Source organism: Cupriavidus sp. F041, assembly GCF_057814235.1.
Window position 1 is genome coordinate 3,735,439 of record NZ_JBVASY010000002.1, and the last position, 14,670, is coordinate 3,750,108.

Here is a 14,670-nt window from a genome sequence, read left to right on the forward strand (position 1 = left end):
GAACGCCGTGACTGGCCCGAAGGCCGAATGCATCACGGCGTGACAGAACTATACGCCGATCGCCGCCAGCCGGCCGGCACTCGCCACGGCTGCCGCCGCTCGCCTGGCGCGCTTGCGCTCAGTCCAGGCTGATGTTGTTGGCGCGGATGACTTTGCCCCAATGCTCGCGGTCCGCTTCGATATAGCGATCGATCTCGGCCTGGGTGCGCGGTTGCTGGATCACCAGCCCCAGTGCGCTGAAGGTGGCGCGGAACTGCGGGTCCTTGAGCACATGTGCGGCCGCGGCCTGCAGCTTTGCCACGGCCTCAGGCGGGGTCTGCGCCGGCACGGCGAGGCCGAACCAGGTGGCGGCCTGGAAGTTGGGATAGCCGCTCTCCGCCACGGTCGGTACATTGGGCAGCACTTCCAGCCGGGTGCGGCCGGTCACCGCCAGCGCGCGCAGCTTGCCGCCCTTGATGTGCGGCAGCGAGGTGCTGACCACGTCCACCATCAGCTGCACATCATTGGCGAGCAGCGCCGACAACGCCGGCGCGCTGCCGTTGTACGGCACGTGGGTGACCGAGATGCCGAGTTCGGTCTTGAGCATTTCGGTGGCCAGCTGCAGCGCGTTGCCGAGCCCGACCGAGGCGTAGTTGAGCTTGCCGCCGCTGGCCTTGGCATACGCCGCGAACTCGCGGATGTTGGTGGCCGGCACCTGGTTGTTGGTCACCACCACCAGTGGCGCCTCGGCGCCGATGGTGAATATCTTGAAATCGCGCGGCGGATCGTAGGCGATCTTCTTGTAGAGCATCGGGTTGAGCACCATGCTGCCATTGGTGGCCAGCACCATGGTGTAGCCATCTGCCGGCGCGCGCGCCACGCTCTGCGTGCCGATAATGGTGGCGGCGCCGGGACGGTTCTCCACCACCACCGTCTGCTTCAGCTCGCGGCTCATGCCGTCAGCCAGCCCGCGCCCGAACTGGTCGGTAGAGCCGCCCGGCGTATAGGGCACCACCAGCTTGATGGGACGGTCGGGATAGGCGGCCACGGCCAGTTGCGCACAGGCCAGGATGGCGACGCCGGCGCAGGCGCGCCATCCGGTCTTCCAGCTTTGCATGGCTAGTCTCCTTGGTTCTTCTGATGTTCTCGGTCTTGCCGGTATGTCTTGGCTGCGCTGCGCTCAAACCCGCCGCGCGCGCCCTTCCCAGTATTTGTCGCGCAGGCGGCGCTTGGCCAGCTTGCCGGTATCGTCGCGCGGCAGTTGCGCTTCCACCACGATGGTGCGCGGCACCTTGAACCCTGAGAGGCGCTGGCGCAGCCATTCGATGATCGCGCTCTCTTCCAGCGTGGCGCCCTGCACCGGCTGCACCATGGCCAGCAGGCGTTCGCCATACTCGTCGTCGGGCACGCCGAACACCACGCAATCGGCCACGCCGGGATAGCGCACCAGTTCGTGCTCGATCTCTGCCGGGTAGATGTTCACGCCGCCGGAGATCACCATGTCGGAGGCGCGGTCGCAGATGAACAGGTAGCCATCGGCGTCGAGATAGCCCATGTCGCCCAGGCTCACCAGGCCGCCGCGGTCGATGGCGCGGCGGGCTTCGTCATTGTTGCGGTAGGTGAAGTCGGGGTAAGCCGGCTGCCGCACATAGACCAGCCCGATCTCGCCGGGCGCGCAGGCCTTGCCCTGCTCGTCGAGGATGCGCACTTCGCCGTCGTCGACCGGGCGGCCGGCGGTGCCGGGCTTGGCCATGGCGTCGGCCGGCGTGGCCACGGTGATCATGCCGGCCTCGCTCGATGCGTAGGTTTCATGGATGACCGGGCCGAACCAGTCGATCATGGCGCGCTTGACCTCGGGCGCGCACGGCGCGCCGGTCGATGCGACGAAGCGCAGCGAGGAGAGGTCGTAGCGCGCACGCACCTCCGGCGGCACCTTGAGCATGCGTACATACATGATGGGCACCAGGTAGAGCACGTCGATGCGGTGCTTCTCCACCAGCGCCAGCACCCGCTCCGGATCGAAGCGCGCGCACAGCACCAGGCGCTCGCCGAGCTGCAGCGCGTTCTGGATGAACACGCCCGGCGCGCTGTGGTACAGCGGCGCGGCCATCAGCGCGCGGGTGCCCTCCACGATGCCCATGGTCTGCGCCACCACGGAGCGCATGCGCGCGAGCTGGGTTTCCAGCGTGGCCAGCGGCACCGCGGCGCGCAGCACGCCCTTGGGGCGGCCGGTGGTGCCGGAGGTGTAGGCCATATGGCCGCGCGGCGCCACACGCGGGCCGTCGTACGGCGACTGCGCATCGAGCCAGCTTTCATAGTCGGTGGCGCCTGCCGCGCTGTCCTTGCCCGGCACCGCGACCGCCAGCACCTGCACGCCCTCGGGCACCGCCGCGCGCACGCCGTCCAGCAGATCGGCATGGACGATCAGCGCCTTGGCGCCGCTGTCTGCCATCAGGAAGCGGATTTCCTCGCCGGTGAAGTGCCAGTTGATGGGGCAGTAATAGACGCCGGCCGTGCGGCAGGCGTGGACGATATCGGCAAAGATCGGATCGTTGCGCAGCAGCACCGCGACCACGTCGCCTTCGTTGAGCCCGAGCGCGCGCAAGCCGCCAGCCAGGCGCGCGCCCCGCTCAAGCAGCTCGGCGCCGGTCAGGCGGGTATCTTCGAACCAGAGGTCGGCGGCCATTATTCGTTGTCTCCAGATTGGTCGGGTGTCGGGGAAGGCGTGGGTGCATTCACCGTGCGCGTGGCGCGGTCGGCGGCGTTCCCGGCGGCAATGCGTTCGCGCGCGGCCTGCCATTCGGCATCGCCCCAGCCCAGGTATTGCTTGAAGTAAGCGCCGTTGGCGAGCCAGTCGCCACCATCCAGCGCAATGGTCTGTCCGTTGATCCACGAGTTGTCGCGGGCCAGCAGGAAGGCGGCGAGGTTGCCGATGTCCTGCGGCTGGCCGATGCGACCGGTGGGGTTCTGGCCGCTCAACTGGTCTTGCTGCGAATCCTGCGGGCGCAGGCGCGAGCCCGCGCCTTCGGTGGGGATCACGCCCGGTGCGATGGCGTTGCAGCGGATGCCGTGGCGGCCCCACTCCACGGCCAGCGACTTGGTCATGGCGTCCACGCCGGCCTTGGACATGGCCGACGGCACCACGAAGGGCGAGCCGGTCCAGACCCAGGTCACCACGATGGAGAGCACCGAACCGGGATGGCCGTCGCGGATCCAGCGCTTGCCCACAGCTTGCGTCATGTAGAAGGTGCCGCGGAAGACTATGTCGGAGATGGCGTGAAAGCCATTGGGCGAGAGGTCCTCGGTGCGGCTGATGAAGTTGCCGGCGGCGTTGTTGACCAGGCAGTCGAGCGGGCCGTGTTGGGTCCAGATGTTCTCGATCATGGCGTCGACGGCGGCGGCATCGCGGATGTCCACCGCGTGGGTCACGACCTTGACGCCGTGCTGCTGCCGCAACGACCCGGCGGCCTCGTCCAGCACCGGCAGCCGGCGCCCGCACAGGTGAAGCTCCGCGCCCAGCCCGGCCAGGCGCTCGGCCATGATCAGACCCAGCCCGGTACCGCCGCCGGTGATCAGCACACGCTGGCCAGCGAAAAGATCGTTCTTGAACATGGTGTCTCCTGCTTGTTGTTCGCGTCGTTGGCGTCGTTGCGCCCGCCTGGCCCCCGCTCCCGGCAATCCGGCGGGGAACGGACACTGTAGCCCTGGAGCCCTGCATCGACAATTCCCCTGCGGCGACTCACAATGTTGCGCCAGACTCGACAATACCCAAGGGAATCCCGGATGGACCTCAACCTGATCCAGGCCTTCGTCGACATCGTCGAGGCCGGCAACTTGTCCGAGGCGGGACGGCGGCGCGGCGTCACGCGCTCGCAGGTCAGCCGCCAGCTGCGCGAGCTGGAGCACCAGGCCGGCGCGCAGTTGCTGCGCCGTACCACGCGCCGGCTGGAGTTGACCGAGCCTGGGCGCTCGCTGTACCAGCACGGCCTGCGCATCCTGCAGGAAGTGGCCTCGGCCCAGGCGGAGATCGACAGCCTGGGTACCACCCTGCGCGGCCACGTGCGCCTGAGCGTGCCGACCGGTCTGGGCGACACGTTCCTGGCCCCGCTGCTGCTGGAGTTCACCGGCCAGCATCCAGGCATCTCCCTGCGCGTGTTCTTTGCCAACCGCGTGGTGGACCTGATCGCCGCCGAGATCGACGTGGCGCTCAAGGTCACCTCGCAGCCGCCGCTGGACCATGTGGCGCGCGACATCTGCGCGATCGACTGGCAGCTCTGCGCGTCGCCCGCCTACCTGGCGCGCCACGGGCCGCTACACGCCCCGGCCGACCTGGCGCGGTGCCAGTTCCTGTGCCCGCCCTACCCCGCGCGGCGCTTCGTCCTCACGCTCGACCGCGGCGAGCAGCGCGAGCAGGTGGAACTGATCCCGCACCTGCAGTCCGAGCATTTCCCCTTTCTGATGCGCGCGGTGCGCGAGGGGCATGGCGTGGGCCTGCTGCCGGTCTATGCCGGCTGGGACGACGTGCGCGAGGGCCGGCTGGTGCCTGTGCTGACGGACTGGAATCCGGAAGGCCTGGGCAGCCGCCTCTACATCATCACCACGCCCAACCTGCATCCATCGATGGCCACGCGCGCGCTGATCGATTTCCTGCGCGCGCGGATTCCGGCCCTGGATGTATTCAGCAATGCGATGCGCCAGACACTTTGCTGATCCCCCGGTCTTTTCGTGTGGCCCCGGCACCCCGCGATGCGAAGCAAGCCCCCCAAGCGATGCGAAGCGAGCCGTGAAGGTGTACCAGGCCGTATGGGGCGCCTAGGGATCCGGTGAAAAGAGCGGAAAAGAGGGACCCATGTCTGAGTATCGCCTTAAGGCGATGCGAGTTTGGGTCCCGGCCGCTCTTTTCGCCGGATCCCGAGGGGGTGTCGCCCCATCCGGCGCGCCTTTTTTGCCTACTTTTTTGGCAAGACAATAAAGTAGGTCGCCCCCCGCAGGGGGGTGAAACCGCCTTTGACTTTAAGCCTTTGAATTTGCAGTTAAGCAGTTGTAGCCATCCACCAGTCCCTAAAGACAAACCGCTCCGAACATCGCACAGAGTTATCCCCCACACCCAAGCAAACTTTCAAATTGCAAGTTAAGATGCGCGGAACGTTCTGGCTTGCAAATCGAAAGTAAATCGCCAGGACCAACCGCCAGTCAGATGGAGAGGTCCATGGGCCACACCGACTTTGCCAGCATGCCATGCCCGATCGCCCGCTCGATGTCGGTGCTCGGCGAGCGCTGGGCCATCCTCCTGCTGCGCGAGGCGTTCTACGGCAGCACCCGCTTCGACGAATTCCAGCGCCACCTGGGCATTGCACCCAACATCCTCAGCGCGCGCCTGAAGAGCCTGGTGGAGCACGGCATGCTGGAACGCCTGCCTGCCCCCGACAGCGCGCGGCACGTCTACCACCTCACCGAGAAGAGCCGCGACTTCTTTCCCGCCTTTGTCGCCCTGAAAGCCTGGGCCGACCGCTGGATGAACGATGCGTGCGGCCCGCACACCGTGCTGCAGGACAAGCGCACCGGCGCCGCCATTGCCGCGCCGGCACTGGCACGCGCGGACGGCAGCCCGCTGACGCTGGACGACCTGCGCGTAGTGCCCGGCCCGGCCGCCAGCGGCGCTCTGCGGCGGCGCCTTGCCCGCGAAGACGATCCAGCCGGACCGGCCACGCGCGAAACGACGGATGAAACGGAGTCCAGCCATGAATGAACCCCAAGCCAATCCGCTGGCGGCAGCCACGCTGGCGTCCGTGGCTACCGCCGCCCCCACGCAACCGTTGATGCGCGAACTCTTGCGCCGCATTCTGGTACTGGCCGCGCCCACCAGCCTGATCGCTTTCCTGCAGGCGGGCGCCCAGCTGATCGAAACCTGGCTGGCGGCGCGCCAGGGCACGGCGGCACTGGCGGGCTGGGCAGTCGTGCTGCCCTTCGCCCTGCTGCTGCAACAGATGTCCACCGGCGCCATGGGCGGCGGCGTGGTATCCGCCATCGCCCGCGCGCTCGGCGCGGGCAAGCGCGAGGAGGCTTCCTCCCTGGTGCTGCATGCGCTCATCATCGCCATCACGGCGGGGCTGGTGTTCGCCGTGGCGATGGCGGGCTTCCCGCGCGGCATCCTGGGCGCGGTGGCCGGGCAAACGGCTGCCGACGCGGCTGCTACCTATGCGATCTGGCTATTCGGCGCCGGCGCGGTGCCTGCGTGGCTGGCCAACACGCTGGCTTCCGTGCTGCGCGGCGGTGGCCGCCATGCACTGGCGGCGCGCGTGCTGGCGCTGATGTGGATCGCTTTCCCGATCCTGGCCTGGGCGCTGGCCGAGCCGGCCGGCATGGGCCTGGCCGGCATTGGCGCCGCACTCGCGGCGGTGTCGTGGGCGGCGGCGCTGGCCATGGCCTGGGTAGTGATGCGCGGCGGCGCCGGCTTTGTGCCGACGCTGCGGATACGTCCATCGCGCGCGCTGTTCGTGCGCATCCTGTCGGTGGGGCTGGTGGGATGCGCCCTGGCATCCGTGGCTAACCTGACCACCATCCTGGTGACTGCGGAATTGCGTCATTACGGTACGGCTGCCGTGGCTGCCTACGGCATCTCCGCGCGGCTCGAATTCCTGATGATTCCGCTGGCCTTCGGCGTGGGCTCGGCGCTGACGGCGCTGGTGGGCGGCGCCGTGGGCGCCGGCGACTGGGTTACCGCGCGCCGTACCGCCTGGGCCGGCGCGCTGCCGGCGCTGGCGGTGGCCGGGGCGGTGGGTGCGGCGGTAGGCCTGGCACCGGAGACCTTTGCCGGGCTCTTCACCAAGGACGCCGAAGTCGCCGGCATCGCCGCGCGCGCGCTGTCCTGGGTCGCCCCGGCCTTCGGTGGCTTCGGCCTGGGCATGGCGCTGTACTTTGCATCGATGGGTGCGGGCCGCATGGGCTGGCCGATGGGGGCCGGCGTGGCGCGCATCGCCCTGGCCGCCGGTGGCGGCTGGGTGCTGGCGAACATGGCCGGCATGGGCCTGGACGGGCACTTCCTGGGCGTGGCGCTGGGCATCAGCGCCTACGGCGTGGTGACCGCGCTGGGCGTGCGCAATGCCAGCTGGTCCGCACGCTAAGACGAACAGGGCAATCTGGGCTATCTGGGCAAACTGGCCGAATTGCGCGAATTACGCGCATTGCCTCAGCGCTGCACCACGCGCGCGTCGCCGCCCATCCCGGCGTCCCTGACCTCGGCCGGCACCGCCGGCCATCCGCCGCCAAGCGACTTGTACAAGGCCGCCGCGCCATTGAGCACGTCGACCTGGCCCTGGATCGCCGCGAGCTGGGTGTCGAACAGCTTCTCCTGCGCGTTGGTGACTTCGAGATAGCTGGAGTAGCCCCCCTCGTAGCGCGCGCCGGCCTGGTCGGCGTACACCGTCAGGCTGCGCTCCTGATTCTGCAGGCTGCCCAGCCGGTTGCGCGTTTCCAGCCCGTTGGCCAGCGCGGTGTTCACATCGGCCAGCGCCGCCAGCACGCTGCTCTGGTAGGCCAGCATGGCCTGCTCGCGCTGTGCGCCGGCAGTCTGCACCTGGCCGCGGATGGCGCCGCCCTGGAAGATGGGCTGCGTCAGCCCGGCGGACATGCCCCACACCTGCGAGGCGCTGTGCCACAGCGCGCCCGGCGAGGCCGCGATTGCGCCAAACAGGCCCGACAAGTTCACGGCCGGCAGGTAGAGCGCTTCGGCAGCACCCAGCAGCGCGTTGGCGGCCACGGCATTCTGCTCGGCCTGCAGCACGTCCGGGCGGCGCGCCAGCAGGGCCGCCGGCAGGTCGGCGCCAACCGGCGGCGCCTGCAATTGCGCGATGGACTTGCCACGCTCTATCGGCCCGGCCTCGCGCCCGAGCAGCACCGACAGCGCGTTCTCCGTCTGTGCGATGGACGCGCGCAGCGGCGGGATCGATGCCTCGGTAGCGTAGTAGTCGTTCTCGGCCTGCGCCAGCTCAAGCTGCGAGACCACGCCGCCCGCGTAGCGCATGCGGAAGATATCCAGCGCGCGGCTGCGGGCCTCCAGGGTCTGGCGGGCAACATCCAGTTGCGCGTCAAGCCCGCGCAGGCTGGCATAGCCCTGCACCACCGAGGCGGCCAGCGCCAGCACAACGCCGCGCCGCGCGTATTCCGCGTTCCACAGGTCGGCTTCGGCGGCTTCCGCCTGGCGGCGGATGCGGCCCCACAGGTCGATTTCCCAGCTTGCGTTGGCCAGCAGCTGGTAGCTGTTGCCTGGCCGCTCCAGCGATGCGAACGGCGTGCCGTTGAAGGTGCCGGCGCGCTGGCGCGTGGCCGATGCCGACAGCCCGACTTGCGGGAACAGGCCGGAGCGCGCCACCAGCAGTTGCCCACGGAACGCGTCGATGCGCGCGGCGGCGATACGTACGTCGTAGTTGTTGCGCAGCGCGGCGTCGACCAGCGCGTTCAACACCGGATCGCCGAAGCTGTCCCACCAGGCGCTGTCCGCGGCCACGGTCAGCGCGCCGGTATCGAGGCGGTACTGCGGCGGCTGCGCGACGTCCGGACGGCGATAGTCCGGCCCGAGCGCGCAGGCGCCCAGCGCCATCGCGCATGCGGCCAGGAGCAGGCGGCGAGCGTTCACGATGCCTCTCCCGCCGCGGCTTCGGACTGCACAGCCGGGGCCGGCGCACCTCTGCGGCTGGCCCATTTGTCGGCGGCCGTGCCGATCAGGTAGGAGAACAGCGGCACGAACACCAGCGCCAGCGTGGTCGCGGCAATCATGCCGCCGATGATGCCGGTGCCGATCGAGTGCCGGGCGTTGGAGCCCGCACCGCTGGCGATAAACAGCGGCACCGCGCCCAGGATAAAGGCCAGCGACGTCATCACGATCGGCCGCAGCCGCAGCTTGGCCGCCTGCACCGCGGCGTCGGCGTGCGACATGCCCTCCTTCTGCTTCATCACCGCGAACTCCACGATGAGGATGGCGTTCTTCGCCGCCAGCCCGATCAGCGTGACCATGCCGATCTGGAAATACACGTCATTGGACAAGCCACGCATCAGGATGGCGAGCAGCGCGCCGAAGAGGCCAAATGGCACCGCGCTCAGGATTGAGAGCGGCAACGACCACGACTCGTACTGCGCGGCCAGGATCAGGAACACCATCACGATGCCGAACACGAACACGATGGTGGTCGTGTTGCCCGACTTCTTTGCCTCGAACGCCTCGCCGCTCCAGCCGTAGGCGTAGCCCACCGGCAACGCTTCCTTCGCCACCGCCTCCATCGCCGCCAGCGCCTGGCCCGAGCTGTAGCCAGGCGCGGCATCGCCGGTGATCTTGGCCGCCGGGAAGTTATTGAAGCGCGACAGCAGGTCGGGGCCGCTGCTGTAGGTGGTCTTGAGCAGGCCGGACACCGGCGCCATCGCCCCGCTTTGCTGGCGCACGTAGAGGAACTGCAGGTCGTTCGGATTGGCGCGGTACTGCGGCTCGGCCTGCAGGATCACCTGCCAGACCCGGCTGTATTGCGAGAACTGGCTGATGTAGAGCGAGCCGAATTGCGTCTGCAGCGTGCCATAGACATCGGCAATGGGCACGCCCATGGTCTCCGCCTTCTCCTTGTCCACTTCCACCCGCATCTGGCGCGAGGCGGCCTGGATGGTGCTGTTGAGGTGGCCCAGCTCCGGATGGCTGGCGGCAGCCTTGATAAAGGCGCGCGTAGTCGCCTCCAGCTCCGCGGTGGTGCCGGTGCCGCGGCTTTGCAGCCAGAACTCGAAGCCGCCCTGCGAGCCCAGTCCGGGGATCGACGGCGGATTGACCGGGATGATGATGGCTTCGGGAATGGCGCGCAGCTTCGGCGTGATCGACTGCAACATGCCCGGCACCAGCAGGTCGGGCTTGTCGCGCTCGCCGAACGGCTTCATGGCGACGAAGACCGTGCCGGCATTGGTCTTGTACTGGCTGTCGATAAAGCTGTAGCCGGACAGCGCGGAGGCGTCCTGCACCGCGGGGTGCTGGCGGAACATGGCCGCCACCTGCGAGGTGATTTTCTCAGTTCGGTCCAGGCTGGCGGAATCCGGCATCATCACCGCCACCAGCACATAGCCCTGGTCCTCGGATGGCACGAAGGCGGTGGGAATCCGGCTGAACAACTGCCACACCGCCAGCAGCATCAGGCCGAAGCAAAGCAGCGCCACCACCGAGCGCCGCATGAACACGCGCACCCAGCCGCCATAGTGGTGCACCAGCCGGTCGAAGCGCTTGTTGAACCAGACAAAGCCGCGCCACGGCTCGTGATGGCCCGGCTTGAGGATCAGCGCGGCCAGCGCCGGCGACAAGGTCAGCGCGACGAAGCCCGAGATCACCACCGACACCACGATGGTCAGCGCGAACTGCCGGTACAACTGCCCGGTGGTGCCCGAGACGAAGGCCACCGGGATAAACACCGCCGAGAGCACCAGCACGATGGCGATCACCGGGCCGGTCACTTCCTTCATCGCGCGCAGCGTGGCGTCCTTCGGCGACAGGTGGAACTCCGCCATATTGCGCTCGACGTTTTCCACCACCACGATGGCGTCGTCGACCACGATGCCGATCGCCAGCACCAGCGCGAACAAGGTCAGCAGGTTGATCGAGAAACCCAGCGCCAGCAGCCCGGCAAAGGTGCCGAGGATCGAGACGAACACCGCCAGCACCGGGATGATGGTGGCGCGCACGTTCTGCAGGAAGATAAACACCACCAGCACCACCAGGATCACTGCCTCGATCAGGGTGTGCACCACCTCGTCGATGGATGCGCGCACGAATTCGGTGGTGTCGAGCGCCACCTTGTAGCTCACACCTTTCGGGAAGGTCTTGGACATCTCGTCCAGCGCCTTCTGCACGTCCTTGGCCACCTGCAGCGCGTTGGAGCCGGGCTGCTGGTACACGGCGATGATGGTGGCCGGCTTGCCGTTGAGCGCGGAGCGCAGCGTGTACTGCTGCTGGCCGATCTCGGCGCGGCCCACGTCGCGCAGGCGCACCACGGCGGCGCCGGTGTTGTCGGCGCGCAGGATGATGTTCTCGAACTGCTCCGGCGTGGTCAGGCGGCCCGGCGTGACCAGCGGGAAGGTCAGTTCCACCGGTTTGCTGTTGGGCGCCTGGCCCACGCTGCCGGCGCCAAACTGTTCATTCTGGCTCTGCACCGCGCGTTGCACGTCCTGCGCGGTGATGCCCAGCGTCGCCATGCGGTCAGGCTTGAGCCAGATTCGCATGGCAAGGTCGGCCGAACCCATGATCTGCGCCTGGTTGGCGCCGTTGACGCGCTTGATGGCGTCGAGCACATAGAGGTTGGCGTAGTTGTTGATGTACTGCTGGTCGAAGCTGTCATCGGGCGAATACACGCCGATCAGCAACAGGAAACTGGAGGAGCGCTTCTGCACATTGATGCCGGTCTTCTGCACGGTGTCGGGCAGTTGCGGCAGCGCCAGGTTGACGCGGTTCTGCACCTGCACCTGCGCGGTGTCGGGATCGGTGCCGATGTCGAAATACACGTTGAGCGTCATCGACCCGGTGGGTGACGACGTCGACTGCATGTAGATCATGTTGTCGGCGCCGTTGACCTGGGTCTCGATGGGCGCCGCGACAGTCTGCGCCACGGTGTCGGAATCCGCGCCGGCATAGGTGGCGCTGACCGTGACCTGCGGCGGGGTGATGTCGGGGTACTGGGCGATCGGCAGGGCGAACATCGAGACCAGGCCGCCGATCACGATGATCAGCGACAGTACCGCCGCAAAAATGGGCCGCTGGACGCAGAAGGCGGAGAGCATGGCGGTCTCCGTATCAGGAGGACTTGGCCACGGGGCTGGCCTCACCCCCGGCTGGCGCGGACTGGGCCGACGGGGCGGAAGCCGGCACGCTGCCCACCCCCACGGCGGCCGGCGGCGCTTCGCCGGTGATCTTGACGGGCGCGCCCGGCGCAAGCTTGCTCGCGCCGTCCACCACCACCGTCTCGCCGGGCCCCAGGCCCTGGGCGATGCGCCACATCGAACCGGAGAGGTCACCCACGGTCACCGGCCGGGGCGCGGCCTTGCCGTCCTTGTCCACCACGAAGACCAGGTCGCCCTTGGGCCCGTGGACCACGGCGCGCTGAGGCACCACGATGGCACCGGGCCGCGTGGCGCCGCTCACCAGCACCCGCACGAACTGGCCGGGGCGCAGCGTGCCCTCGGGGTTGGGCATCTCCGCGCGCACCAGGTACGTACCGGTCTGCTGGTTGTAAGTGGCATCGGCAAAGGTGATGCGGCCCTTGCGGGGAAACTCGCTGCCGTCGGCAAGCACCACGGTGACCGCGTAGTGCTGGTCGGGAGGCGGCACCATCTGCTTGCTGGCCTGCTGGGCGCGGAATTCGAGAGTCTGGGGTTCGGAGACACTGAAATTGATGCGCATCGGCGTCAGCGTGGACACCGTGGTCAGCAGGCTGTTGGTCGTGCTCACGTAGGCGCCCTCCGGCAGCACGGCGGAGCTGGACACACCATCCACCGGCGAGCGCACATAGGTGTAGGACAGGTTGAGCTGCTGCTCCTCGACCTGCGCGCGGGCCTGTTCCACCCCGGCCGCGGCGGCGTGATAGTTGCCGGTGGCATCGTCGAGGTCTTTCGCCGACAGCGCATTGCGCTCGGCCAGCGGCTTGACCCGTGCCAGGTTGGCGCGCGCCACCTCCAGCCGGGCGCGCTCTTGCGCCAGTTGCGCCTTGGCTGCGTCGAGCTGGGCCTGGAAGGGCTTGTGGTCGATCTCGAACAGCAGCTGGCCGGCCTTGACCATGGCGCCTTCCACGTAGGCCCGCTTCACCAGGAAGCCGGACACCCGGCCGCGGATGTCGACCGCCTGGTCGCTCTGGGTCTGGCCCACGAACTCGAAGGTGACCGGCAGATCCTGCGCCACGGTCTTGACGACCTGCACCGGCACCGCCTGCTGCGCCGCAGGCGGCGCTTCCTGCTTGCCGCAGGCGGCCAGCGCCCACGCTGTTGCCACTGGCAGCAATGCCGTCCACCGCCGACCCGTCCACTTCATTCCCAACCCTCCCGCATTCGCCTGCCCGGCCGGCGGCTGCCGAACGGACGCAACTAGACTGGCAAGTTAATCGCAGGAGCGAAAAGCGCACAATTCAATCTTTTTTGCGGCGCGTTAAGTACTTTCGAGCGCACCATGAAATCGCAGGCCTCCCGCGGAGAGCGGTCTTCAGTACTTGCAAGGGTACGCATCCTGCCTTGGCCGGAAGGCAATGTGCCCAACACCGTGCCTGGCTCTTGAATGTGCCGGCCGGCAGCCTCAACTAGCTACGTCATGCATCGCGTGACGAAAGCGCTGCCGGCCAGACATGCGGGTACCGCTGCGGGCACGCAGGCTGCGGAAATCCGGCAGTTCGCCTGCGGTTACACCTGCGCCATTGCGCCGGAATGATGTAAAACAAAACAGGACGCCACAATGTTCCATGCGTCCGCTCTCCTGGAGGCGGCATGCCCCCTCGCACCACCGTTTTCGTCGCTGCCATCGTGGTTGGCCTTTTGCACGGCTACATCGGCCTGCGCCTGTTACCCGACCTGCCGGTGGCGTTCGCCGTCAAGGCGCTGGCCGTGGCGTGGCTGGCGCTGTCCTGGCCGCTGATCCCCGCCGGCCTGCTCGCGCGGCGCCTGGACCAGCCATGGTGCGATGCGCTCACCTGGGTAGGCATGCTGGCAATGGGCTTCTTTTCCTCGCTGCTGATGCTGACGCTGGCGCGCGACGTTGTGCTGCTGGCGGGCGCCGTCACTGGCTGGCACCCGGCCTGGCTACTATCGCGCACCGCAGCCGCGGTACCGGTGCTGGCACTGCTGGTCACCGCGCTGGGGCTGTTCAATGCGCGGCGGTTGGCGCAGGTGGTGGAGGTGGAAGTGCCTATCGCCGGCCTGCCCGACTCGCTGCACGATTTCACCATCGTGCAGATCAGCGATATCCATGTTGGCCCCACCATCAAGCGCGCCTATCTGGAACGCATCGTCGCGCGCGTCAACGGACTGCAGCCGGACGCCATCGCCATCACCGGCGACCTGGTCGACGGCACCGTGTGCGAACTGTCCCGTCACACCGCGCCGCTGGGCGACCTGAAAGCACGCCACGGCACTTTCTTCGTCACCGGCAATCACGAGTACTACGTCGGCGCCGATCCGTGGATCGTCGAACTGCGCCGGCTGGGGCTGCGCGTGCTGATGAACGAGCACGTGGTGATCGGCGAGGAAGAGGAAGCGCTGGTACTGGCCGGCGTGACCGACTACACGGCCCACCGCTTCGACGAAAACCATCGCAGCGACCCGGAGCGCGCGCTGCACGGCGCGCCGGCTGTGGTTGCCGCGCGAGTGCTGCTGGCGCACCAGCCGCGCACCGCGCCGGCCGCGTCCGACGCCGGATTCGACCTGCAGTTGTCCGGGCATACGCATGGCGGCCAGTTCTGGCCGTGGAATCTGTTCGTGCCGATGCAACAGCCTTATACAGCCGGGTTGAACCGGCATGAGGCGATGTGGGTATATGTGAGCCGGGGGACCGGTTACTGGGGGCCGCCCAAACGGCTTGGGGCGCCGTCGGAGATCACAAAGCTGAAGCTGGTGCGCAAGCCGGCGCCGCCGCTCAATGCGGATGTGGCGTAAAAGGCGGGCACGCAAAACGCAAAGGGCCCCGCGCGAGCGGGG

Annotated in this window: 10 protein-coding genes; 4 read left to right on the forward strand and 6 right to left on the reverse strand. The window is 68.0% G+C overall.

Annotated elements, in window-relative coordinates; all coding sequences use genetic code 11:
* Positions 1 to 118: 118 nt before the first annotated feature.
* The 3 genes from ACZY0R_RS34595 to ACZY0R_RS34605 all read right to left on the reverse strand — a co-directional run bounded on the left by ACZY0R_RS34595 (position 119) and on the right by ACZY0R_RS34605 (position 3,591).
* Positions 119 to 1,096, reverse strand: a complete 978-nt coding sequence (locus ACZY0R_RS34595) for a Bug family tripartite tricarboxylate transporter substrate binding protein (RefSeq protein WP_488864850.1) — start codon at positions 1,094 to 1,096, stop codon at positions 119 to 121.
* A 63-nt stretch (positions 1,097 to 1,159) separates the two neighbouring features.
* Positions 1,160 to 2,665, reverse strand: coding sequence for an acyl-CoA synthetase (locus ACZY0R_RS34600; protein WP_488864852.1), 1,506 nt, complete (start codon positions 2,663 to 2,665; stop codon positions 1,160 to 1,162).
* A complete protein-coding gene (locus ACZY0R_RS34605; protein ID WP_488864854.1) occupies positions 2,665 to 3,591 on the reverse strand; it encodes an SDR family oxidoreductase in 927 nt (308 codons plus the stop codon). Before ACZY0R_RS34605 ends, ACZY0R_RS34600 begins: the two co-directional genes overlap by 1 nt.
* Positions 3,592 to 3,762: 171 nt before the next feature.
* Between ACZY0R_RS34605 and ACZY0R_RS34610 the strand changes: the two genes are divergently transcribed.
* From ACZY0R_RS34610 to ACZY0R_RS34620, 3 genes are all read left to right on the forward strand, one after another.
* Complete coding sequence (locus ACZY0R_RS34610; RefSeq protein ID WP_488864856.1) at positions 3,763 to 4,689, forward strand: LysR family transcriptional regulator; 927 nt, start codon at positions 3,763 to 3,765, stop codon at positions 4,687 to 4,689.
* A 499-nt stretch (positions 4,690 to 5,188) separates the two neighbouring features.
* Positions 5,189 to 5,728 carry a winged helix-turn-helix transcriptional regulator gene (locus tag ACZY0R_RS34615; protein ID WP_488864858.1) on the forward strand — a complete coding sequence of 180 codons (540 nt, stop codon included), beginning with the start codon at positions 5,189 to 5,191 and terminating at the stop codon, positions 5,726 to 5,728.
* Positions 5,721 to 7,103 carry an MATE family efflux transporter gene (locus ACZY0R_RS34620; protein WP_488864860.1) on the forward strand — a complete coding sequence of 461 codons (1,383 nt, stop codon included), beginning with the start codon at positions 5,721 to 5,723 and terminating at the stop codon, positions 7,101 to 7,103. Before ACZY0R_RS34615 ends, ACZY0R_RS34620 begins: the two co-directional genes overlap by 8 nt.
* 65 nt (positions 7,104 to 7,168) lie before the next feature.
* Here ACZY0R_RS34620 and ACZY0R_RS34625 read toward each other — a convergent pair whose 3' ends face one another.
* From ACZY0R_RS34625 to ACZY0R_RS34635, 3 genes are read right to left on the reverse strand one after another with little or no spacing between them, the layout of a single operon-like run.
* Positions 7,169 to 8,614, reverse strand: coding sequence for an efflux transporter outer membrane subunit (locus tag ACZY0R_RS34625; protein ID WP_488864862.1), 1,446 nt, complete (start codon positions 8,612 to 8,614; stop codon positions 7,169 to 7,171).
* On the reverse strand, positions 8,611 to 11,775 hold the full coding sequence (locus tag ACZY0R_RS34630) for an efflux RND transporter permease subunit (RefSeq protein WP_488864864.1): 3,165 nt from the start codon (positions 11,773 to 11,775) through the stop codon (positions 8,611 to 8,613). The genes ACZY0R_RS34625 and ACZY0R_RS34630 overlap by 4 nt, the downstream gene beginning before the upstream one ends.
* Before the next feature lie 13 nt (positions 11,776 to 11,788).
* Positions 11,789 to 13,018 carry an efflux RND transporter periplasmic adaptor subunit gene (locus ACZY0R_RS34635; protein ID WP_488864866.1) on the reverse strand — a complete coding sequence of 410 codons (1,230 nt, stop codon included), beginning with the start codon at positions 13,016 to 13,018 and terminating at the stop codon, positions 11,789 to 11,791.
* A 446-nt stretch (positions 13,019 to 13,464) separates the two neighbouring features.
* Between ACZY0R_RS34635 and ACZY0R_RS34640 the strand changes: the two genes are divergently transcribed.
* Complete coding sequence (locus ACZY0R_RS34640; protein WP_488864868.1) at positions 13,465 to 14,628, forward strand: metallophosphoesterase; 1,164 nt, start codon at positions 13,465 to 13,467, stop codon at positions 14,626 to 14,628.
* The last annotated feature ends 42 nt before the right edge of the window (positions 14,629 to 14,670 follow it).